We start from the raw sequence: 24983 nt of genomic DNA, 5'->3' as shown, positions 1-24983 counted from the left end.
GATTTTTTGATTTTATTGCAATTTTTTATGTTGATTTAGCTTATTAAAATATAATACATGCATAAAATGAAATAAATTTATTTAAACTTGCAATTTTTATAATAATTAATCTTATTTTACTTGTTTGAAGCTAGTGGATATGATAAAATAATTATTAATAATTTTTGAAATATTATGAATTATTATCTAAAATTGGGGTTAGTTAATTAGCAATAAGTAATAAATAAATTTAAAGGGGGAAGCTTATGTCTATTAAAAATTTAAATAATGGCAAAGAAGTCTTTATTGTAGATACTACTTTAAGAGATGGAGAGCAAACAGCAGGGGTGGTTTTTGCAAATGAAGAAAAAATTGCAATAGCATCGATGCTAAGTGAACTTGGGGTTGATCAGCTAGAAGTAGGGATTCCAACTATGGGTGGAGATGAAAAGGAAGCTATAAAACAAATTGCAAAAAGAAATCAAAAGTCGAGTATTATGGCTTGGAATAGAGCAGTTATAAAAGATATAGAAGAGTCAATAGATTGTGGAGTAGATGCAGTGGCTATATCAATATCAGTTTCGGACATTCATATACAACATAAACTTAAAACTTCTAGAGAATGGGTTTTAGAAAATATGGTTAAATCCGTAGAGTTTGCAAAGAAAAATGGGTTATATATATCTGTTAATGGAGAAGATGCTTCAAGGGCTGATAGGGAATTTTTAATTCAATTTATAGAAGCAGCAAAACAAGCAGGTGCAGATAGATTTAGATATTGTGATACAGTAGGAATAATGGAGCCATTTAAAATTAATGAAGATATAAAATATTTATGTTCTCAAACAAATTTTGATATAGAAATGCATACACATAATGATTTTGGGATGGCAACTGCAAATGCTATTGCGGGAATAATGGGAGGAGCATCTCATGTTGGGGTAACTGTTAATGGTTTAGGAGAAAGAGCTGGAAATGCTGCATTAGAAGAAGTTTTAATGGCATTGATGTTTGTTTACAATTATGAAAGTAATATAAATACCACTATGTTTAGAGAAGTTTCAGAATACGTTTCTAGAGCATCAGGTAGAATATTACCAGCATGGAAAGCTATTGTAGGAGACAATATGTTTGCTCATGAGTCAGGAATACATGCAGATGGGGCAATAAAAAATCCTAAAAATTATGAAGCGTTTGATCCTGGAATAGTTGGATTAGAAAGGCAAATAGTTATAGGAAAACATTCTGGTAAAGCTGGAATTATAAATAAATTTAGAGAATATGGAATAGAATTAGACAGTAGTTCAGCTCAAGATATATTAGAAATGGTACGCTCTACTTCAGTAAGATTAAAGAGAAGTTTATTTGATAAAGAGCTTGTTAGAATATATAAGGAATACTTGAGACTAAATGAAGAAAAAGTTAATTAGATAAAAGGGGGCAATAAATTAATGGGGGATAACTTAGTTTACAAAGTACTAAAAAATCATTTGCTTGAAGGTAATATAGAAGTTGGAAAAGAAATAGGTATTAAAATAGATAGAACATTAACACAAGATTCTACTGGAACAATGGCATATTTGCAATTAGAAGCAATGGGAATAGATAGAGTTAAAACAAGAAAATCTGTAGCTTTCATAGACCATAATATGCTTCAACAAGGATTTGAAAATGCTGATGATCATAAGTTTATACAAACGGTAGCATCAAAATACGGTGTTTATTTTTCAAGACCAGGTAATGGTATATGCCATCAAGTATTTTTGGAAAGATTTTCAGTTCCTGGAGATACTCTTATAGGATCAGATAGCCATACTCCTACTGCAGGTGGAGTTGGAATGCTTGCTATGGGGGCAGGGGGATTAGATGTAGCGTTAGCTATGGGGGGAGGAGCTTATTATATAACTACTCCTAAAGTATGTAAAATAAACTTGGTTGGAGCTTTAAAACCAATGGTTGCAGCTAAAGATATAATTCTTGAAGTTCTTAGAAGACTAACTGTTAAAGGTGGTGTTTCTAGGGTGTTTGAGTATTGTGGAGAAGGTTTAAAAACACTTTCAGTACCACAAAGAGCTACAATAACCAATATGGGAGCTGAACTTGGAGCAACTACATCTATATTTCCTAGCGATGAAAAAACACTAGAATATTTTAAGGCTCAAGGAAGAGAAGATGATTGGATAGAGTTTAAACCAGATGAAGATGCTGTGTATGATGAAGAAATAACAATAAATTTAAATGAATTACAGCCTTTAGCAGCTAAACCGCATAGTCCAGATAATGTTGAGGAAGTAGAATCTATTGGTAAAATAAAGGTAGATCAAGTTGCTATTGGAAGTTGTACAAATTCTTCTTATGAAGATTTAATGAAGGTAGCTATAATATTAAGAGGGAAAAAGGTTCATAAAGATGTAAGTTTAGTTATAGCGCCTGGTTCTAGGCAAGTTATGGAGATGATAGCTAGAAATGGAGCTCTAGGAGATATAATTAGCGCTGGAGCAAGGATATTAGAAAACTCTTGTGGTCCATGTATAGGAATGGGGCAAGCTCCTGGAACTGAAGGAGTATCATTAAGAACTTTTAATAGAAACTTTTATGGAAGAAGTGGAACATTATCTGCTAAGGTATATTTAGTAAGCCCAGAAACAGCAGCAGTTTCAGCAATAAATGGAGTTCTTACAGATCCGAGAGAATGTGATGTAAATATTAATATAGAAATGCCAAAAGAGTTTTTAATAGATGATTCAATGATTATAGCTCCTGAAGAAGATGGAGAAAATGTAGAGGTTGTAAGAGGACCTAATATAAAGCCTTTTCCTGTAAATAAAGAATTAAGTGATGAAGTAGAAGGAAAAGTGCTAATTAGGGTTGAAGATAATATTACAACTGATCATATAATGCCATCTAATTCAAAGCTATTACCTTTTAGATCTAATATACCTTACTTATCAGAGTATTGTTTTAATACAGTTGATGAAGGGTTCCCAAAAAGAGCTAAAGAAAATAATGGTGGAATAATAGTTGCTGGGAATAATTATGGGCAAGGGTCTAGCAGAGAACATGCTGCATTAGCACCGCTGTATTTAGGAGTAAAAGCTGTAATTGCTAAATCATTTGCAAGAATTCATAAGGCAAATCTCATAAATAATGGAATTATACCAATGGAATTTGAAGCAGAAGTAGATTATGATAAGGTAGAACTTTTAGATGAACTTTTAATAAGTGACATTAAAAGAGCTTTAATTGATGGCAAAGCTAGAATAAAGAATGTAACTAATGGGACTAGTTTTAATGTATATATTAACTTAACTGGAAAAGAAGTTGATGTAATAAAAGCTGGTGGAAGGCTAAATTATGTTAAGGTAAATAGATAAAGATTATAAATAGCACGCAAAATTTAATTGTTTTGCATGCTATTTTTTATATTTATGGGATATAATAAATATAAAAGTGTATAACATAGGGGGAATTATGAAAGGTAATGGGAAAAGAATAATTTTATTAATAGCTATGTTTATTATAGTAGCAGTAGGTGTATTTTTTATTCCTAGAGTTGAGATAATATTAAATAACTTTAATAACAAAGCTATGAAGAATACGGACAATATAAGCTCTGATGAATACCAAGATGAAGATATAGAAGTAGAGGGAAATGATATAAAGACTATAGATATAGTTGCTACAGGAGATTTTTTAATACATAAAGAAATATTAGAAACTCAATATAATGAACAAAGTGATACATATGATTTTAAAAATACTATCCAATATGTAAAAGATTATTTAAATAATGCAGATTTAACTATTGTAAATATGGAAGGAACACTTTCTGGATTAGATAATTATGGATACTCAGGATATCCAAGTTTTAATGCACCTGATGAATTAGCAGATGCCATGAAGTGGGCTGGAGTAGATGTTGTTAATAATATGAATAATCATTCTTTAGATAGAGACGTGCGAGGTTTTAATAGAACTAGAAGTGTTCTTAAGGAAAGAAGCTTTGATATAATAGGAACAAGAGAAAGTACTAATGACAATAGATATGTAATAAAGGATGTTAATGGTATTAAGGTCGGTATAATATCATATAGTTATTCAATGACTGCTGAAGGTGGAGCTAGGGGGTTAAATGGTACAATTATACCAGAAGAACTCTATCCATTAATGAATACATTTAGAGAAGATACATTAGATTCAGATTTTCAAGAAATGAAGGAACAAATACTTGATATGAGAAATAATGGAGCAGAAGTTATTATATTTTATATGCATTGGGGAGATGAATATGAATTAGAACCTAATAGCACACAAATAAAGATAGCTGAGTTTCTAGCAAATCAAAATGTAGATATAATATTTGGAACACATCCACATTCATTACAACCTATAGATATTATTAAATCAGAAGATGGAACTAATGAAACGGCTGTAATTTATTCTATGGGTAACTTTTTATCAAGTCAAAGAACTGAAAGAATACAAAATCCCTATACGGAAGATGGAGTTATAGTATCTGTAAGACTAAGTAAAAATACTAAAACAAATGAAATTAAAATTGAATATCCAACATATATACCAACTTGGGTAAATTGGTACGAAAAAGATGGAAGATTATTTTATGAAGTTGTTCCATCTACAATTAATGATGCAGATTATCTAACAGAAGAAGGAAAGGGGAGAGTGATTGAGTCATTAAACAGAACTAGAAGAATAATAGAGAAATATAACGATAAAATTAAAATAAGAGAATAATTTAAGTAAAAGAGTAATTAAAATAAAAGGGGATGTAGTCATATATGAAAGAAACTATAAGGCTTTCTGGAATAGCTTATGAAAGTTTGGTTAATGGTCCAGGAATCAGAAGGGTATTCTTTTCTCAAGGATGTAAGCATAACTGTGAAGGATGTTTTAATCCAGATACTCATGACTTTAATGGTGGGGAAGAACGTAATATGGATGAACTAATTAATGAGGTGCTCAAAAATCCTATGATTAAAGGTGTTACTTTTAGTGGAGGAGATCCTTTTGAAAGAGCAGAGGAATTTGCATATATGGCAAAGAGTTTTAAAGAAAATAAATTAAATGTATGGAGCTATACAGGATATACTTTTGAAGAAATAATTAATAATTTAGATAAAAGAAATGGTTGGAGAGATTTACTTAATAATATAGATGTCTTGGTAGATGGTAAATTTGATAAAAATAAGATGGAAGATGGATTGAGATTCAGAGGCTCAAGTAATCAAAGAATAATAGACGTTAGAAAAAGCTTAGAAGAACATAAAATATGCAAATTAGAATATTAGTGAAAAGTTAGGAGTGAAAGAGTGAAAAGCTTAGGATATTTTGCTACGCAAAATTTAATCTATAAGTGCAAAGCACCTTTTATTAAAAAAAGTCCTGTAAGGATTTTCTCCTTAACTTTTTCCCTATTAACTATTTCACTCTTCACTATTTTGCTTCGCAAAATATAACAATAGTGTTATAATAGATAAAAAAATAAACATATAGTATTCGTATATGCTTGAAGATATGGTTCAAGTGTTTCTACTAGGAAACCGTAAATATCCTAACTACGAAGATTCGATTATTGCCATGTAGTTTATTTTGGCTTTGTTACTTGAATTATCAAATAGGACAAGCTTTTTAAGAATACTATAGAAAAAGTAATAAAGGGGATAATTATATGGAAAAGTTAAAAGAAAAGATACTTAATGAAGGAAAAGTAAGAGAAGGAAATATATTAAAGGTTGATTGTTTTTTAAATCACCAAATGGATATAAAATTTTTAAATGAAGTAGGAGAAGCTTTTAGAGAAAGATTTAATGGCGAAAAAATAGATAAAATTCTTACAATCGAAGCATCAGGAATAGGAATAGCTGCTATAGCATCCCAATACTTTAATTATGCGCCAGTAGTTTTTGCAAAGAAAACAGAAAGCTTAAATCTTGATAAAGATGTATATGAATCAGAGGTACATTCATTTACTAAGAAAAAGACATATAAAGTTAGAGTTGGAAAACAGTTCTTAAATGAAGGCGAAAACATATTAATAATAGATGACTTTTTAGCAATGGGTTGTGCAGCTAAGGGAATGATTGATATAGTTAAGCAATCGGGGGCTAATTTAGTTGGAGTAGGAATAGTTATAGAAAAAGGCTTCCAAGAAGGAAGAAGTGTATTAGAAGGTATGGGGGCTAGAGTTGAGTCTTTAGCTATAATCGATAAGTTTGAAGATAATAAAGTAGTATTTAAGTAGAGAAGAAACTCAGCGGAAGCTGAGTTTTATTTTTGTATTTAGAATAGCACATGTTGAACCTGTGGTATTCTAAATACAATAAAGAATCTCAAACAAATGTTTGAGATTCCACTAAAATTATTTCATTCCTTAATTTTTTCACTTCTTCATTATTTATTAAGGTAGTATTCCATAACATTTCTAACCTTAGGTACAGTTACATGACTATGGCCTCTATCCTTAACATTTTCAATAATCATTGATATAGAAATTTTAGATGTATCTGGATCAACAGATACAAACCAACCATTTTCAGTTCCAGATGTATCGTCTTGAGATTTTTTTATTTCAGCAGTACCTGTTTTACCTGCAACTCTAAATCCAGGTACAGCGCCATCGGGAATTGTTGCACCAGCATCATTGATTAACGCTGTAAATGAATCTATTAATATTGGTAAATTTTCTTTGGCTATTGCACCTTGCTTCCAAACCTTAGCTTCAGAATTTTCACTTACTACTAATCTTGGTTGCATTATATCTCCATTATTAGCTAATGCACTATAAGATAAAGCTACATGCAAAGGAGTAACCATGATTTCACCTTGTCCATATCCGGTATCTGCTAGTAAAATTTCTCTACTTAAATCTCCATCATTGGAAATTTGGGATTCTTGCATAGGATATTCAAAGCTTAATTCTTCGCCAATTCCGAAATCTTTGATTCCATTTATAAACTTCTCATTACCTAATTCTAGAGCTACTTGTCCAAAGTAAATATTATCTGAATGATTAACTGCATCTTTTAGATTTACAGGGCTACCGGGATCAGTTACTCTAGTTATTTCAAAGTCTCCCCAAGACCCATCTTTTTGCCAGCCTAATCCCTTAATATCTCTTGTAGCATTAGGATCTATAACACCGTTTTTTAATCCTATTGAAGCGGTTAAAAGTTTCATAGTTGATCCAGGAGAATATGTTTTATTAAATCTATTTATTTCATCAGCATTATTTGTTTCTTCCCATTTTGTTTTTTGAGTTTTAGTTACATAAGTTGTAAATACATTTGAATCAAATGAAGGGGCACTTATCATAGCTAATATCTCACCAGTTTTAGGATTAACTGCAGTAGCAGCTCCCCTTTCACCAGTCATTTCACTATATATTTTATTTTGTAGATCAGAATCTATAGAAGTTTTTATATCTTTTCCATCTTCACCATCTTTTTTTGCAATAGTTATTTTTTCTTCTCCACGCTCTATATATATTTCAGCTGAATCTTTGCTTCTTAATGTATCTTCATAAACTTGCTCTAAGCCAGCTTTACCTATAAGGCTTGTATCATGATAATCTTTATCTTTATTAGCTTCAAGTTCTTCAGCTGTTATACTTCCGATGTACCCTATTAATCGTCCAAAGGCTTCACCGCCTGCATAAACTCTACCAGATTTAGGTTGAATTAATATTCCTTCATCGTCTCTATTAATTAATTTGAGAATTTTAGGGTCATTTTGTAATATATCAACCAATGGAATAAGTTGTTCAGGATTAGTATTTGCTTCAAGCTTATTCTTTATATTTTCTTCACTAATATCTAGAATATTAGCTATTTCGGTTATTTTAGTATCTATGTTTGACGAATTGAACTTAGCTGGATAAATTCCTATTGTATTAATTGTTCCATCTTTAGCTAATGGATTACCATCTTTATCAAGTATACTTCCTCTTTTTGATGGAATAGTACTTATTCTTACCTTATCATCTTTAGTCATTTGAGGGAAAATTAAACTTTCATCCCATTTTACTTTATATTCTTTCTCTTCTTTAACTAATATTAATTTATAATCTTCAAGAGTAACATCACCTGCTAAGGTGTTCATAGTCAGATTAAATGGAATAATAATTTGATTATCAGATTTTTCTTTATCCCCAGAAAGCTCTAATGATAAATTATTAGCATTTATTGCAGAAAATATATTAGTATATCGTGTAGTAAAATCTTCTTCTGATATAGTTGATTTCGAATCATTTGTTAGCATTTGATACATACCTGAATAGTCACTTTGAACCCATTTTTCAGTGTAGTTATCATAAGCTTTTTGAGCTTTATCCATTTTTGAACATCCACTGAGTAATAGTATAAATGACAATAGTAGTATAGGTATTATTATCTTTCTATTTTTCATGTTTTCCTCAACCCTTCATAAATTATTAGAATTTACTATAAATTATATCATTTAAATTAATAGGTTTACATAATTTTATATATTTTAGATAAATAAATTAAAGATATATTTAAACAATAAGTTTACTAGATTTAAATTTGACCTATTTAGAAAAGAAATTATAAAAGAATATTTTAGGAAAGCTTTATATACTATAAAATATTTGAATTCTTAAGATAATTTATAAAATAAAAAAGCGCCGAAGCGCTTTATAAATAAATGGGGGATGGGACCTGTATTAAACAGGTTTTGTATCTACATTAGTATTATTTACAGAAATAAAGTTTTTATACAACAAAATAAAAAAATTCTTAGAATTAAATATTTTTTCAAACAAATAATAATTATTATCCATTGAATAGATTTTATAATAGTGGTATTATGATTAAAAGATAGTTTTAGACGAGGTGATTAAATGAAGATATCATATAGAGGCTTTACATGCTCTCAAGGAGATGTAAAAGTATTTTATTTATTTGAAAACAATATTAACTTATCAAAAGAAGAAATAAATAGACATGTTGTTTTAGCACAAAGCAGAAATTTATTTAATGGTAAGGATGGAGAATTATATACATTTACAATAGATTCTAATGAATCAATTCAAACAATTATTTTAGTAGGATTAGGAAAAGAGGAACAATTCACTGTTGATGTAGTAAGAAAAGCAACTGCAAAAGCCATCAAAAAAGCTAAGGAATTAAAAGTGAACTCAGTGTTCTTAAGACTTCCAAAGACTGAAACAATAGAAGTTGAAGAGTTAATTAAAAATGCAGAAATTGCAGCATTTTTATCAGAATATACATTTAACAAATATAAGACTGATAAAAAAGAAGAAAAAGAATTAGAAGTATCAATTGGAAGATGCGGAATTAAGGAAGCAACTCCAGAGATATTAACTGCAGTTGAAGAAGGTAAAGAAATAGCAAATGGAATTATAGTTGCTAGAGATTTAGTTAATGAACCATCAAATGTAATTTATCCAGAAACTTTAGCTAATAAAGCGGTTGAAGTTGGAGCTGAAAGTGGATTTGAAGTAGAAGTTCATGGAGTAGAAAAAATTAAAGAACTAAACATGGAAGCTTTTTATAATGTAGCTAAAGGATCTACAAAAGAACCAAAGCTTATAGTTATGAGATACTTTGGAGATAAGGATAATAAAGATAAGGTTCTTGGATTAGTAGGAAAAGGCTTAACTTATGATTCAGGTGGATACTCAATAAAGCCAACTGATAGTATGCTAGATATGAAGTCAGATATGGGTGGAGCAGCTTCTGTTATAGGGGCTATGTCAATTATTGCAAAAAGAGGTTTAAAGCTTAATGTAGTAGCAGTTATAGCAGCTTGTGAAAACTTAATATCTGGGGATGCATATAAGCCAGGTGAAGTAATTGGAACTATGGCTGGTAAGACTATAGAAGTTGTTAATACAGATGCTGAAGGAAGATTAACTTTAGTAGATGCTGTGCATTATATAATAACAGAGGAAAAAGTTGATGAAGTTATAGATTTGGCTACATTAACAGGTGCAGCTTTAGTTGCATTAGGAGAAACTACAACAGCGGTAGTTACAAATAATGATAAATTCTTTAATGAATTAAAATCAGCTTCAGAATATACTGGAGAAAAGATGTGGCAATTACCTGCATTTGATGATTATAAAAAATTAATTAAATCTGACATAGCAGATTTAAAAAATAGTGGTGGAAGATTTGCAGGTACAATAACTGCTGGACTATTTATAGAAGCATTTGTACAAGATAAGCCATGGTTGCATTTAGATATAGCAGGAACAGCTTGGGCTTCAAGTAATAGTGATTTATGTGTAAAAGGTGGAACAGGTGCTCCAGTTCATACATTATATGAATTAGCAAAGAGAAGAAGTAAATAATTATAATATAGAATAAAGATTTTTATATTATTGAACTAATCCTATAAAGTAGACTTTTTAGAAGTACTTTATAGGATTTTTTTATAATAAATTTAATAATAAAGCAAAATATAAATAAAGTTATGAAGAAAAAGGGTGCTAGAGTATGTATGGTGAAAATAAAAATGTTACTAGTAATAAAACTTTAAATAATATTGTGTATTATTTTGAATCACTAGTTTTAAATTCTATAAACAAGAAATTAGAGGAAGAAAATAAAGTAGCTTTAAATAAAAACATTAAAGTAGGAAAGTTTTTGGTTATTAATGCAATTATACCGGATGGGATAGCTGGACTAAATGGCCAGACAATTATAGAAGTAAGGCTGCATAAAAATAAAGATGATTACTTTAGATTGGATAAAGAGCTTATTGAAAATATAAATAACTCAATAGAAGATTCAAAATTACCTATAAAAAGTGTGTTATTAGTATTTGGAAATGAATTTACTCATGAAGAGTTATCCATATTGGAGATGATATATAAGGAAGAAATAAATTATCAGGTGAAAGTATGGGGATTGGATGAGTTATGTAAAATTGATAATAAATTTAATAATTTTAGAAATGGTGATTTTTCGAAAGTAGTGGAATTTTTAGTAAGTGACTTAGTAACTGAAGCGTTAAATCAGGATAATGATAGATGGAAGAAACTAAGAGAAGAACGAATAAATGAACTTAAAAAAATATATAGTAGAGATGATTTAGTTTTATTTTTAGGAGCAGGGGTATCTAAGGAAGCTGGGATAGGTGATTGGAACGATTTAATGTCTGATTTATTAATACTTATGATAATGAAGGAATTAGAAGAAAAGAATATAAACATAACTTCTGAAGAAAAAGAATTTATTATAAAGAAAATGAAAGAAACGAATAATAAATCCCCTTTACTGCAATCTGCACTTATAAAATCAGCATTAGGAGAGACATTTGAAGAAAGTTTAGCACAATTATTATATAAAAATATTAATAGTGGTAATGGAAATTCAAATTTATTAAATAGTATTTCAAAATTATGTTTAGCAAAAGATAATGGAACTGGAATTAAAGCTATTGTTACATATAACTTTGATGATTTACTAGAATATAATTTTAATAAACATGGTATAGAATATCATTCTTTATATAGTGAATTAGATTATTCAATTTCAGACAAGCTAGGAATTTATCATGTGCATGGATTTTTACCACGAAATCCTGATAAATATGAACAATTATCAGAAGGATTATTAGTATTTTCTGAAGATAGATACCATAGCCTATATAATGATCCATATTCTTGGACTAATATTACTCAACTAAACTTTTTAAGGGAAAATACAACATTGATGATTGGATTATCTTTAACAGACCCCAACTTAAGAAGGCTTCTATCAATAAGTAATAGAAAAAATAAGCTTAGAAAACATTATGCAATTATGAGAAAAAAGGATTTTAAGATATCCATAGAGGATACTAATATAAATAAGGATATTCTTAAATCATTTAATAATATAAATAATGAATTACATGAAACAGCTTTTGAACAATTAGGAATAAATATTATATGGGTAGAAGATTATGATGAAATTTCAGATATAATAGATAGAATTAGGGATATATAAATTTTAGAAAAATAAAAATAAGTAGTATATAATATCCTACTTATTTTTACTCTTTATATTTTAGCTTTTTTATAATTTCATAGATAAAATACAAAGAATTTTTATAATTTGATATATTAAAAGTATCAATAAAAGAAACAAAAACTTTTTGATTTAAAAGAAGCATTAGAGCAGTTAAATAAGAAATTTAAGTCAATATATTGCTTCAAAGTATAAAAAGGAGTTTATGAAAGATTTAAAGTAAACAAAATGATAATTATACAGAGCTACCTATTGTCTATTATGTTAATAAAGATAATATTTTAAATATGAAAATGCTATGGATTATTTTAGTGTATCTTATATAATATCTAGAAATTCTTCGAAAAAGTTATATATACATCTATTTACTCCTCCGAACAAATTAGATTTGTTATCTAATTCGTTTGGTAAAATGGTAATAGCTTTAGAGAATATTGTATTTATCTTATTATTAATTAAAGTTAGATAATCTGGAATATAATGAGTTATTTCACTATGAATAAATATATTATCAGCAGCAAATAAATTAAATATATTAGATATTCCAATGGACATAAGTTCAATATTTTTTGTTATTGTATCCACAGCTATTTTGTCATTTGAATTATATAAATCACAAAGTTCTTTTATAGTACGTATCTTTAAATATGACTTACTATTAAAATCTTCTAATAAAGCAGGCAATGAACAATACTGTTCAAAGCATCCTTTATTTCCACAAGGACATTCTTTCCCATTAGGAACAAGGACAATATGACCTATTTCTCCTGCGTGTCCTTCAAAACCAGTATATAACTTGCTATTAATTATTATTCCTGCACCTATACCAGAATGAACATTAATAACTACTGCATTATCTAATGGATCTATAGAATTTTCAAATTCACCAACAGCTGCTAGATTAGATTCATTTTCTATATAAAAGTTAATATTAGGCATTAGCAAAGATAAATCTTCTACCAAGTCTATTTCATCTAAATCATAGTAAGGAGTAAACTTAATTTTATTATCAAAAACTCTACCATGCACAGCTAATGTTGCACCTATTAATCCGTATTCATATTCTTTAAAAACATTTTCTAGTGAAGTGATTACTTTTACAATAATTTCGATTACATTATTTTTATTAATTATTTCTTCATAATAATCATAAAATAATACATTTCTATTTAAATCAGTAAGTAAGAAACTAACATAGTCAATTCCTAAGTCGATTCCTAAGCTACACCCTGCCTTTTCATTGATTTTAAGTAAAATAGGTTTTCTTCCTCCGCTAGAACTACTACTACCAGTACCAATTTCACTAACTAAATTTTTCTCAACTAAGAGAGATACTATTTCAGAGACACTTGCTTTGTTAAGATTGATTAGCTTTGAAATATCTATTCTAGAAATATTAGGTTTCTTAAATAAAAGATTTAGTATTTCAACTATATTAAATTTTCTTATATTAAACTTATTATCCATTTTATTCCCCTTCTTTAAGTACTCATAAAATAATATAGCATAGCAATACAAAAAGTTCAAAAGGAATAGTTTTATAAAATTATAAATAAAGAAAAGTTTTAAAATTTTTAAAAAATTTTAAATGTAAACATTGACACGAGAAAAATATGGATGTATTATTAAGTTAGATAGGAAAACTAACTAATTAAAAGAGGTGTAGATATGGAGTACTTTAGCAATATAAAAAAAATAAAATATGAAGGACCAAATAGTAACAATATGTTTGCTTTCCATCATTATAATCCAGAAGAAATAGTAATGGGAAAACCTATGAAAGAACATCTTAAATTTGCAATAGCCTATTGGCACACATTTAATCAGGATGGATCAGACCCTTTTGGAAAATCAACCAATATAAGAAACTGGAATACAGAAGATCCAATGAAAACTGCTATGAATAAAGTAGATGCAGCTTTCGAATTTTTTGAAAAATTAGGAGTTGAATATTTTTGTTTTCATGACATGGATATAGCTCCATTTGGAAATAGCTTAGAAGAATTTTTTCATAACTTAGATGTTATAACTGATTATATGAAAGAAAAAATGGACAAGACAGGTGTTAAACTTTTATGGAATACAGCAGATAGACATTCTAATCCAATATATGTTAATGGAGCAGCTTCAAGTCCTAACTTAGATGTTTATGCAATTTCAGCAGCTCAGGTTAAAAAAGGAATAGATATAAGTAAAAAACTTGGAGGTAAGAACTTCGTATTTTGGGGTGGAAGAGAAGGATATGAAAGTTTTTTAAATACAGATATTAAATTTGAAGAAGAAAATATAGCAAGGCTTTATAAAATGGCAGTAGCTTATACAAAAAAGATTAATCATAAATTAACTTTCCTAATAGAGCCAAAACCAAAAGAGCCAATGACACATCAATATGATTTTGATTCAGCAACAACATTAGCATTTTTACAAAGATATGGCTTAATGGAAGATTTTAAATTAAATATAGAAGCAAATCATGCGATGTTAGCTGGACATACTTTTGAACATGAATTAAATATAGCAAGAAACTATAATGCATTAGGCTCAATAGATGCAAACCAAGGAGATTCATTATTGGGGTGGGATACTGATGAATTCCCAACTAATCTTTATGATACTACGCTAGTCATGATAGAAATATTAAAGAACGGTGGATTACATGATGGTGGTATAAACTTTGATGCAAAAGTTAGAAGAAGTTCTTTTGAACAAGAAGATCTATTTATAGCTCACATAGCAGGAATGGATACGTATGCAAGAGGATTAAAGGCTGCGGCAAAAATAATTGAAAGCGAATATCTAGATAATCTTAAAAAGGAAAGATATTCATCTTATAAAAGTGATTTAGGTAAAAATTTATTAAATAATCAAGAGAATTTAGAATCACTTACTAACTATGCATTATCAATAAAAGAAGTTGATAATGAATCATCACATATTGAATATGTAAAATCTAAACTTAATGATTATATTTATTAAAGGAGGAAGACAATGTTTTATACCATTGGAAACAAGCTTTTTCGCAAATACGATAATGAAATACTATGTATAGAACCATGGGGGAAAAATAGCTTTAGAGTTAGATCAACACCTTATGGAAGTATACCTCAATATGAAAATGCTTTAACAGAAGAAATAAAAAATAATGAAGCAGATATAAAAATATTTGAAGAGTTAAATGAAGCAGAAATTATTAATGGAAATATTAAAGCTTATGTAACTAATAGAAATAGAATAGTATTTAAAAATGGTAAAGATGAAGTATTGTTAGAAGAATACATTAGAGAAAGAGCTGTTGCTAATGATATGGGTAACGAAGATGTTAGTGTAAAAAGTATCACTGGATTTTCATGTACTTTAAAGTTAAGAGCTAGAGAGTTTACCCCTTCTTTAAATGGAGATTATAAGCTGACTCAAAGATTTGAGTCAGCTCCAAATGAAAAAATATTTGGAATGGGTCAATATCAACAATCATTCTTAGATTTAAAGTATTGCAAATTAGAATTAGCCCATAGAAATAGCCAGTTAACAGTTCCATTTTATATATCAAACAAAAAATATGGATTTTTATGGAATAATCCAGGTATTGGAGAAGTAAATTTCGCAAAAAATATAACAGAATGGACTATGAAATCTACTGATTATTTAGATTACTGGATAACATCAGAAGATACTCCTAAAAAGATAATAGAAAACTATACAAGTGTTATTGGTAGAGCACCTGAAATGCCAGAAAATTTATTAGGATTATGGCAAAGTAAAATGAGATATCAAACACAAGAAGAAGTTTTAGAAGTAGCTAAAAAATATAAAGCGCTAGGTATTACCCCATCAGTTTTAGTAATAGATTTTTTCCATTGGACAGAACAAGGACATTATGATTTTGATAAGAGATACTGGCCGGATCCACAAAAGATGGTAGATGAGCTAAAAGAAATGGGTATAGAAACAATGATTTCTGTATGGCCAACAATATCTCAAAATGCTAAAAATTATAATGAAGCTATTGAAAAGGGTTTATTAGTTAAAGTTAATAGGGGCGTAAGGATTACAATGCAACAGTTAAGTAACACTGTATTCATAGATCCAACTAACCCTGAAACAAGAGACTATGTTTGGGAGAGATTAAAGAAGAACTATTATGATAATGGAATATCTATGTTCTGGCTTGATGTAGCTGAGCCTGGATATGCATTATATGATTTTGATAACTATAGATATCATTTAGGAACTGACTTAAAAGTAGGTAACTTATACCCTAATGAATTCTCTAAAATTGTATATGACGGATTAGCAAAAGAAAATAAGACTCCTGTAACATTAATTAGAGGGTGTTGGGCTGGAAGCCAAAAGTATGGAACTTTGGTATGGTCTGGAGATATAGATTCTAGCTTTGGAGCATTTAGAAACCAAGTTAATACAGGATTAAACATGAGTATTGCAGGAAATCCATGGTGGACAACTGATATAGGGGGATTCCATGGAGGAAATATTAATAATCCGGAATTTAGAGAGTTAATGATAAGGTGGTTCCAATATGCAACATTCTCACCAATTCTTAGAATGCACGGAGATAGACAACCTCACAAAAAGGCACTTGGAACAGATGGTGGAGGTCAATGTGAAAGTGGTGCAGATAATGAGATTTGGTCATATGGTGAAGAAGCTCAAAAGATATTTGTTAAGTATATAAAGATAAGAGAAAAGTTAAAAGGATATATATCACAGTTATTTAATGAAACTCATAATTCTGGTGAACCAATAATGAGACCTGTTTTTTATGATTATCCTAAAGATGAAGTAGCTTGGACAGTAGATAATCAATATATGTTTGGATCAGAATTACTTGTAGCACCAATTATGTATTATAAAGATAGACAAAGGAAAGTTTATTTACCAATTGGAAATAGATGGGTTGATATTAATACAGAAAAAGTATATGAGGGTGGACAATTTGTTGTTATTGACGCACCTCTAGATAGTATTCCTGTACTTTGTAAGGAAGATTCATATATTAAAAATTTATTCTTATAGGAGGTGAGATAAAAGTGTATAAAATAGTTTTAGCATCACATGGAAATTTTGCTAACGGAATTTTAGATACAATTCATTTCTTTACAAAAGACACTGAAAACGTATATAAAGTAATTCTAGATGAAAGTGGAATAGATAATTTTCAGAATAAGATTATCTCGATATTTAATGAAATTAGTGATTCTAATGTTCTTATATTAGTAGATTTATTTCATGGAACACCATTTAATGTTTGCACAAACAACATAGGTTTAATAAACGGAGATGTAGATATAGTAGCAGGAGTAAATGTACCAATATTCTTAGATGCATTATTAAATAGTACTAGCCTTTCAGTTTCAGAAGAAATTGAAAATATCAAAAATATGAACGTTATAAATATTTTATCGGAAGAATTTAAAAACCAAATAAATAATAATGATGATGAATAAAAGGAGATGGAAGAATGGAAGTTCAAGCTTGGCAATTAATATTAATTGTTTTATATGGATTCTTTATCAACTATGAAAAAAATAGTACTATGTTCGGTACATATCAACCAGTTACAGCAGGATTTATTGTTGGATTAATAATGGGAGATGTTAAAACAGGATTATTTATAGGAGGTACATTACAATTAATGTCCTTAGGTATAAGTAACTTTGGTGGAGCATCAATACCTGACTATCAAACAGCAAGTGTTGTTGCGACATTTATAACTGTTTCAACAGGTCAAGATCCTAATGTTGGAATAACTATTGGTATTCCAGTAGCGCTTTTAATGGTTCAATTAGATGTATTAAGAAATACAATGGGCGTTTGGTTAGCACATCAAGCTGAAAAATATGCAGATAAAAGGGAATACAATGGAATTGCTAGAATGCAAATGTTAGGAGTTGTTTTAACTTGTGCTACAACAGGAGTTCCAATATTATTAGCTACTATATTTGGCCCGGATTTAGTAAATGCATTAATAGATAAGAGTCCAGAATGGTTATTAGGTGGTCTTCAAGTTGCAGGTGGAATTTTACCAGCGGTTGGTATAGCTTTACTATTAAAGAATCTTCCTACAAAAGATTACTTTGCATATCTTTTAATAGGATTTGTAGTTACTATATATTTAAAACTTCCTTTATTAGGAGTTGCACTTATAGCAGCAGCTATAGCATTAATTGAATTTAAAAGAGATAATGATAGAGAAGCTACAGTTGTTTCTCCAGTAGGAGGTATGGACGAAGATGAGTAATAATGAACTTACACCAAAAAAAATACGTAGTAAAGTTTTATTAAGATGGATATTTACAAGCAGTGTATCATCTAACTATGAAAAAATGCAAGCATTGGCTTATTGTTATGCAATATTACCATTTTTAAAATTTACCTATAGAAATGATCCAGATGGATTACAAGATGCAGTTAAGAGACATTTACAGTTTTTTAATACAAATCCATGGGTAGCTCCTTATGTTTTTGGTTTAAACATAGCTATTGAAGAAAAAGAAAAGAATAATGCTGCTGAAGCAGTAAGTTCAATTAAGAGTGGTTTAATGGGACCTTTAGCAGGATTAGGAGATAGCTTATGTGTTGTTATTCCTTGGACTATATTTGGAGCAATAGCTGCAAATATGGCTATAGAAGGAAATCCAGCAGGAATATTCTTATGGATAGCAGTAAGTATTGCTATAAAAATGCTTAGTTTTCCTTTATTTAAAGCAGGTTATTTTTCAGGAACTAAGTTAGTAAATGCTTTAGAAAGTAAAATGAAATCAATTACTAAAGCAACTTCAATTTTAGGATTAATGGTTGTAGGTGGACTTATGTCTACTGTTATAAGAGCAACTGTAGGTTTTAGCTTTGTTCAAGGTGAAATTGAAATGACTGGACAAAGTATATTAGATCAAATAATGCCAGGATTAATTCCAGCAGCTATAGTTGGCTTAATGTATTATTTACTAGGTAAAAAAGTTAAACCAACATATTTAATATTATTAGTAATAGTAATGTCAATAATTTTACATGCACTAGGAGTACTTGTTTAGGGGGGATAATAAATGAAAGGGATAATTCATATAAGAATAGACGATAGATTAATACATGGCCAAGTTGCTACAATGTGGACAAACAATTTAGGAGCAACTAGAATAATGGTTATTAATGATGAGGTAGCTAATAATGATTTGCAAAAATCAGTATTAAGAATGGCAGCACCATCAAATGTAAGTACATCTATCATAACTAGAGAAACAGCTTTAAAAAATATTTCTTCAGGAAAATATGAAGGACAAAAAGTGTTTATTGTTGTAAAATCACCATTAGATTTACTTTATCTTGTTAAAAATGGATTAGATATTAAGAAGATTAATGTAGGTAATATGTCTTCTAAATCAAATACAGAAGTTATAAGACCATCTGTAAGTGTTACACCAGAAGAAAAGGAAGCATTTAAAGAATTAATAGATAGAGGAGTTGAAGTTACAGCAATAATGACTCCTACAGATCCATTAGTTTATTTAAAGGAGTATCTATAAGATTTAAGGGAGACAATAAAGTCTCCCTAATTTATTAATATAGGAGGATATTTTTATGGAATATGTTATAGGTTTAGATTTAGGAACAGGTTCTATCAAGGGGATAGCTTTAGATAAAGCTGGAGAAGTAGTATTGAAGCATTCGGAAAGTTATCCTTTATACAATAATAGAGATGGACATTCTGAACAAGAGCCAGAAGATTGGTATAATGCTTCAGTTAAGGTTTTGGAAAAGATAACTAATGATTTAGGTGGAGCTGGATTAAGAGCTATAAGTATATCAGGTCAAATGCATAGCTTAGTATTATTAGATAATGAAAATAAACCTATAAGAAGAAGTATTCTATGGAATGATACAAGAACAACTAAGCAATGTGAATATATAATGAATAACTTTGGAGAAAAAGTAATTGAAATCACAGGGAATAAAAGCCTTGAAGGATTTACGCTTCCAAAGGTATTATGGGTAAAAGAAAATGAACCTGGAAATTGGGAAAAGACTAAAAAGTTCTGTTTACCTAAAGATTATTTAGTATTTAAATATACAGGTAACATATGTACAGATATATCTGATGCAGCTGGAACACAAATGTTAAATATTAAAGAAGGAAAATGGTCTGAGGAAATAGCAAATCTTTTAGATTTAGATTTAAATAAATATCCTAAGATATATAATTCAACTGAATGTGTTGGAGAATTAAATGAAGAATTAAAGGAAAAGTTAAATGCCAAAGGAAGTATTAAAATCTTCCCAGCAGGATCAGACAATCCTTGCTCAGCTTTAGGATCAGGAATAATAAATAAAAATAGAGATTTATTAAGTATAGGAACTTCAGGTGTATATTTAAAATATGAAGAAGAGTATAAGAACTATGGTGGAAAACTTCACATGTTTAATAATGTACTACCAAATAGCTGTTACTCAATGGGGGTAACTCTTTCTGCTGGAGATTCTTTAAGCTGGTTTAGAAATACCTTTGCAAAGGATAAAGATTTTGATGAACTTTTAAGCGGAGTATCTAATGTTAAAGAAGGATCTAATGGATTATTATTTGCTCCTTATATAGTTGGAGAAAGAACACCTTATGCAGATAGTAATATAAGAGGAACCTTCATAGGAATAGATAAAAGCCATGATTTAAATCATTTTGCAAGAGCGGTAATTGAAGGAATAACATTCTCATTAAAAGATTGCTTTAGCATATATGAAGATGATAGTGATAGAGAAATAATTTCAGTAGGAGGAGGAGCTAAGTCTAAGGATTGGCTTCAAATACAAGCTAATGTATTTAATAAGAAGGTAATATCTTTGAAAATAGAAGAAGGTCCATCTCTTGGAGCTACAATAATAGCTGCTGTTTCATTAGGATGGTTCGTTTCTTTTGAAGATGCTGTAAAAGTAATAGTAAAAGAAAAAGAATGTTATTATCCAAATGAAGAAGCAGTAGAAGCATATAAAGAAATTTATATTCGCTATAGAAAAATATATGACAATATAAAAAATATATAGATAAGCATAGATTGATTTTTATAAGTAATAGTATTATAATGTTTAAAGAAAATGTGAATAATTTTTGGGAATGAAGTTCTCCCATGAGAAATCTAAACCGTCAAGTAAGACTAATGACTTCTATGATTTAATCGTAGAGTCATAGTCTTTTTTATTTTTTAAGAAATTAATCATTAGAAAGGTATGCGTAATATGAGAATTTTTAAATTAACAACTTGTACAATTATAGTGTCAATTATAATGGGAATTATATCAGCTATATTTTTAAGATCATTAGAATTCGTTACAACCTTAAGAGAGGGATTTCCTTATATAATTTTTTTAATTCCTATAATAGGAGTATTAACAGCATATACATATTCAAAGTATGGGAATGGATCTAATAGAGGAAACAATTTAATTATTGAAAGTGTTCATAAGGAGGTAAAAGTTCCATTTATAATGGTATTCTTGACATTTATTTTTACTGTATTAACGCATTTATCTGGAGGATCAGCGGGAAGAGAAGGTACAGCGGTTCAAATAGGAGGAGCCTTGACAAATAAATTAGCTAACATTTTCAAAATGGAGCATAAGGAGAAAAGAATTCTAATTATGTCAGGAATAAGTGCTGCATTTGGCTCAGTCTTTGGAACACCGCTTGCTGGTACATTTTTTGGTATGGAAGTATGTTTTATAGGAAAGCTTAGCTATGAAGCAATGATATATTGTTTTATAGGATCATATACAGCTAATTTTGTTACAGAATCATTAGGAATAAGTCATACAAGTCATTTAATAAAATCTATACCTAGTATTTCTTTGCACACATTATTAGTATTAATAATATCGTCAATATTATTTGGAGTTTTTGGAAGGATGTTTGCAAAAGGCATTCATTTTGTTAAAGGATTTTATAGTAAAAATATAAAAAATAATATATATAGAGCAATAATATCTTCAATAGTAGTTTTATTAGTAATTGTATTATTTAAATTATATAAGTTTGAAGGATTAAGTACTTGGCTTATAGATATTGGATTTTCAGGAAATGCAACTCTTTTAGATCCAATAAAGAAATTAATATTAACAATACTAACATTAGGAGCTGGATTCCAAGGAGGAGAGGTTACTCCGCTATTTGATATAGGAGCTTCTTTAGGTGGTGCTATAGGTAATTTAACTAATATAGAGCCTTCATTATTAGCAGCTATTGGGATGATTTGTGTTTTTGGGAGTGCTACTAATACTCCACTTACTACAATTATGCTGGGAATTAATTTGTTTGGATCAGAAGCTGTTCCTTACTATATAATTGGAGCGTTTATTAGCTATTATGTAATAGGACATAATGGGATTTATGGAGCACAAATTATTACTACTCCTAAGTTAAAAAGACTAGAAAAACATAAAGGGATATCTCTAGAGAATATAGAAAAATAATTTATAAAGGAAGTGTTATGCACTTCCTTTATAAATTATTTTAAACTAGTTTTAAATGAGATCCATCACAAAATGGTGCATTTTTAGTATGATTACAAGCACATAAATGAGCTTTTTCAGTCTTTTTAGAAGTAAAAGTTAAAGGTGAAAAATTAGTTCCAACATGAGCACCGTTACAAAATGGTAAGTTAGAACTTTTTCCACATGTACACCAAAAGTAAGTTTGATTTTCTTTTAAATCAACTAATATAGGGTGTTTTTTAGCTACGGAAGACTTGTCCATAACAACCTCTTCTTTAGGTTGTTTAACTATTGAATCATACTCAGATTTTATTTTATCAGCAAGGTCCTGATCTTGTTTAGATACATTAAATAAATACATCAAAACACTTCCAGGAAAATCAACATCATCACTTAAATAAGTATGTTCTAAAGACTTTCTAGCTAAAGAAATAGTACAGTTATCATCATGTCCTTTATTACATTCTTTACATATCTTACAAACACTCGCAATACCTTTAGCTATAAGATTTTTATTGTATAATTTAGTATCGTTCTTTGGTATTAATTTTTGTCCATCAGCAATAATTTGAATAGAATTTGGATTTGAAGCTTTTATAGCATTTAAAGCAAATCCTATGTTACATTTTGATTTAATACAATCTTTAGTCTCATAAAATTTACATTCTGAACAAATAAGAGTTAAATTTTCTTCAGTATTTTCATAATAATTCATTGGTAACCTCCTTTATATTTATAATTTCGTATATAAAGTGATAATTTTAATAAAACTTCTATAATTTTATATATGAAAACTCCTAGTAAATATAATATTTACTAGGAGTTTTTTACTAAAATTCAGATTGTCCTGTAGTTCTTGGGAATGGGATTACGTCTCTGATGTTTGACATACCTGTAATATACATAATAAGTCTTTCAAATCCTAATCCAAATCCAGCGTGCTTAGTTTCTCCATATTTTCTAAGCTCTAGATACCACCAGTAATCTTCTTCCTTAAGTCCAAGTTCAGCCATTCTCTTAGTTAAGATGTCTAATCTTTCTTCTCTTTGGCTACCACCTATAAGTTCTCCTATACCTGGAACTAAAAGATCTGTTGCAGCAACTGTCTTTCCATCATCATTTAATCTCATATAGAAAGCTTTAATATCCTTTGGATAATCAGTTACAAATACAGGTTTCTTAAAGTGTTCTTCAGTAAGATATCTTTCATGTTCTGTTTGTAAATCTATTCCCCATTCAACAGGGTATTCAAACTTCTTATCAGCTTTCTTTAATATTTCAACTGCTTCGGTATAAGTTACTTTTCCAAAGTCAGATGTCATAACATGATTTAATCTGTCTAGGATACCCTTATCAACAAATTGATTGAAGAAAGCCATTTCTTCTGGACATTCAGCTAAAACATATTCTAAAACATATTTAAGCATATCTTCAGCTAATTCCATATCATCTTGTAAATCAGCAAATGCTATTTCAGGTTCTATCATCCAGAACTCAGCTGCATGTCTTGCTGTATTAGAATTTTCAGCTCTGAAAGTAGGTCCAAAAGTATAAACATTTCTAAATGCTAAAGCATAACATTCAGCATTTAATTGTCCTGATACTGTTAAGTTACTTTCTTTACCAAAGAAATCTTGCTTAAAGTCTATTGCACCTTCTTCAGTTTTTGGAACATTGTGTAGGTCTAAAGTAGTTACTCTAAACATTTCTCCAGCACCTTCACAGTCACTTCCAGTTATTAATGGAGTATGAGTGTAAACAAATCCTCTTTCTTGGAAGAATTTGTGGATAGCATAAGCTGCTACTGAACGTACTCTAAATACAGCTGAAAATGCATTACTTCTTGGTCTTAAATGAGCAATAGTTCTAAGGTATTCAAAAGTATGTCTTTTCTTTTGAAGTGGATAGTCTGATTGTGATAAACCTTCTATAACTATTTCTTTAGCTTGAATTTCAAATGGTTGCTTAGCTTCTGGAGTAGCAACTAAAGTACCTATAACTGTTATTGATGAGCTAATAGGCAATTTTGATACATCTTTAAAGTTATCAAGTTTATTATCAAAAACTACTTGAACATTCTTAAAAAATGTACCGTCATTTACTTCAATAAATCCAAAAGCATTTGATGCTCTTAAGGTTCTTATCCAACCAGAAATTTTTATTTCTTTAGATAAATATTCATCTTGATTTCTGTAAAGTGATTTTACTAAAATTACTTTATCCATTATTGTTCCTCCTACTATAATTTTTTGTAAAATAAAAAACCTTTCATCCCTAAAATAGGGACGAAAGGATAATTTCGCGGTACCACCCAGATTGCTATCATATAAATAGCCACTCTACTGACACAAGTAATGTCATTCAAATAATAACGGTTTGAATCCGTCTAAGTCTACTTAAGTGAGACTAAAGTTTTAATTAGTCTAATTTACACCTTGAATAAGTAAGGTGATTATTTTCACTTGTTCGGTTAGAAACTCAGAGATGTTCTTCACT

The 24983-nt window shown here is 29.2% G+C and carries 19 protein-coding genes, 2 riboswitches and 1 other annotated feature (1 of these 22 only partly in view); of the genes, 15 read left to right on the top strand and 4 right to left on the bottom strand.

The features are described from left to right. The first annotated feature begins 245 nt into the window (after positions 1-245). From nifV to J2Z25_RS06675, 5 genes are all read left to right on the top strand, one after another. The gene (gene nifV / locus J2Z25_RS06695; RefSeq protein ID WP_209739258.1) at positions 246-1409 is read left to right on the top strand and encodes a homocitrate synthase; all 1164 of its coding nucleotides are present in this window, start codon (positions 246-248) and stop codon (positions 1407-1409) included. 21 nt (positions 1410-1430) lie between these two features. Beyond that, a complete protein-coding gene (locus tag J2Z25_RS06690; protein WP_209739256.1) occupies positions 1431-3353 on the top strand; it encodes an aconitate hydratase in 1923 nt (640 codons plus the stop codon). Positions 3354-3450: 97 nt separating this feature from the next. Then, positions 3451-4734: a CapA family protein gene (locus J2Z25_RS06685; protein ID WP_209739254.1), complete on the top strand. Its 1284-nt coding sequence runs from the start codon at positions 3451-3453 to the stop codon at positions 4732-4734. 44 nt (positions 4735-4778) lie between these two features. Continuing rightward, positions 4779-5288 (top strand): anaerobic ribonucleoside-triphosphate reductase activating protein, encoded by a 510-nt coding sequence (nrdG, locus tag J2Z25_RS06680; RefSeq protein WP_008681550.1) that lies wholly within the window; start codon positions 4779-4781, stop codon positions 5286-5288. 188 nt (positions 5289-5476) lie between these two features. Then, a riboswitch (purine riboswitch) is annotated at positions 5477-5578 on the top strand. 90 nt (positions 5579-5668) lie between these two features. Next, the gene (locus J2Z25_RS06675) at positions 5669-6241 is read left to right on the top strand and encodes a xanthine phosphoribosyltransferase (RefSeq protein WP_099346353.1); all 573 of its coding nucleotides are present in this window, start codon (positions 5669-5671) and stop codon (positions 6239-6241) included. Between the two features lie 149 nt (positions 6242-6390). Here J2Z25_RS06675 and J2Z25_RS06670 read toward each other — a convergent pair whose 3' ends face one another. Continuing rightward, a complete protein-coding gene (locus tag J2Z25_RS06670; protein ID WP_245173132.1) occupies positions 6391-8331 on the bottom strand; it encodes a penicillin-binding transpeptidase domain-containing protein in 1941 nt (646 codons plus the stop codon). A gap of 526 nt (positions 8332-8857) precedes the next feature. Between J2Z25_RS06670 and J2Z25_RS06665 the strand changes: the two genes are divergently transcribed. After that, a complete protein-coding gene (locus J2Z25_RS06665) occupies positions 8858-10333 on the top strand; it encodes a leucyl aminopeptidase (protein ID WP_209739250.1) in 1476 nt (491 codons plus the stop codon). 145 nt (positions 10334-10478) lie between these two features. Continuing rightward, a complete protein-coding gene (locus J2Z25_RS06660) occupies positions 10479-11975 on the top strand; it encodes an SIR2 family protein (protein ID WP_209739248.1) in 1497 nt (498 codons plus the stop codon). Between the two features lie 339 nt (positions 11976-12314). On the opposite strand, the gene J2Z25_RS06655 is transcribed toward J2Z25_RS06660, so the two are convergent. Further along, positions 12315-13463 carry an ROK family transcriptional regulator gene (locus J2Z25_RS06655; protein WP_097033565.1) on the bottom strand — a complete coding sequence of 383 codons (1149 nt, stop codon included), beginning with the start codon at positions 13461-13463 and terminating at the stop codon, positions 12315-12317. 201 nt (positions 13464-13664) lie between these two features. Between J2Z25_RS06655 and xylA the strand changes: the two genes are divergently transcribed. The 8 genes from xylA (at position 13665) to J2Z25_RS06615 (ending at position 22466) form a co-directional block, all read left to right on the top strand. Further along, positions 13665-14972 (top strand): xylose isomerase, encoded by a 1308-nt coding sequence (gene xylA, locus J2Z25_RS06650; RefSeq protein WP_008681562.1) that lies wholly within the window; start codon positions 13665-13667, stop codon positions 14970-14972. A gap of 12 nt (positions 14973-14984) precedes the next feature. After that, positions 14985-17027, top strand: coding sequence for a glycoside hydrolase family 31 protein (locus J2Z25_RS06645; protein ID WP_209739246.1), 2043 nt, complete (start codon positions 14985-14987; stop codon positions 17025-17027). 14 nt (positions 17028-17041) lie between these two features. Then, the gene (locus J2Z25_RS06640; protein WP_008681567.1) at positions 17042-17458 is read left to right on the top strand and encodes a PTS sugar transporter subunit IIA; all 417 of its coding nucleotides are present in this window, start codon (positions 17042-17044) and stop codon (positions 17456-17458) included. A gap of 14 nt (positions 17459-17472) precedes the next feature. Further along, complete coding sequence (locus J2Z25_RS06635; protein ID WP_008681569.1) at positions 17473-18252, top strand: PTS mannose/fructose/sorbose/N-acetylgalactosamine transporter subunit IIC; 780 nt, start codon at positions 17473-17475, stop codon at positions 18250-18252. Continuing rightward, positions 18245-19045: a PTS system mannose/fructose/sorbose family transporter subunit IID gene (locus tag J2Z25_RS06630; protein WP_008681571.1), complete on the top strand. Its 801-nt coding sequence runs from the start codon at positions 18245-18247 to the stop codon at positions 19043-19045. The genes J2Z25_RS06635 and J2Z25_RS06630 overlap by 8 nt, the downstream gene beginning before the upstream one ends. Before the next feature lie 12 nt (positions 19046-19057). Continuing rightward, positions 19058-19534 (top strand): PTS sugar transporter subunit IIB, encoded by a 477-nt coding sequence (locus J2Z25_RS06625; RefSeq protein ID WP_008681572.1) that lies wholly within the window; start codon positions 19058-19060, stop codon positions 19532-19534. A gap of 55 nt (positions 19535-19589) precedes the next feature. Further along, the gene (gene xylB, locus J2Z25_RS06620; RefSeq protein WP_195623979.1) at positions 19590-21044 is read left to right on the top strand and encodes a xylulokinase; all 1455 of its coding nucleotides are present in this window, start codon (positions 19590-19592) and stop codon (positions 21042-21044) included. 57 nt (positions 21045-21101) lie between these two features. Next, positions 21102-21174: riboswitch (Fluoride riboswitch) on the top strand. A gap of 62 nt (positions 21175-21236) precedes the next feature. Continuing rightward, complete coding sequence (locus J2Z25_RS06615) at positions 21237-22466, top strand: chloride channel protein (protein ID WP_209739244.1); 1230 nt, start codon at positions 21237-21239, stop codon at positions 22464-22466. Between the two features lie 40 nt (positions 22467-22506). Here J2Z25_RS06615 and J2Z25_RS18570 read toward each other — a convergent pair whose 3' ends face one another. Further along, positions 22507-23202, bottom strand: a complete 696-nt coding sequence (locus J2Z25_RS18570; RefSeq protein ID WP_008681578.1) for a CDGSH iron-sulfur domain-containing protein — start codon at positions 23200-23202, stop codon at positions 22507-22509. Between the two features lie 115 nt (positions 23203-23317). Next, complete coding sequence (gene asnS, locus J2Z25_RS06605) at positions 23318-24712, bottom strand: asparagine--tRNA ligase (RefSeq protein ID WP_209739242.1); 1395 nt, start codon at positions 24710-24712, stop codon at positions 23318-23320. Between the two features lie 53 nt (positions 24713-24765). Next, positions 24766-24983: a binding site (T-box leader), on the bottom strand; it runs 82 nt beyond the window's last position.

This window comes from Clostridium tertium (assembly GCF_017873245.1).
Taxonomy (GTDB): Bacteria; Bacillota; Clostridia; order Clostridiales; family Clostridiaceae; genus Clostridium; species Clostridium tertium.
Note: the sequence above shows the minus strand (reverse complement) of the source record. Positions and strands in the feature narration are given on the sequence as shown.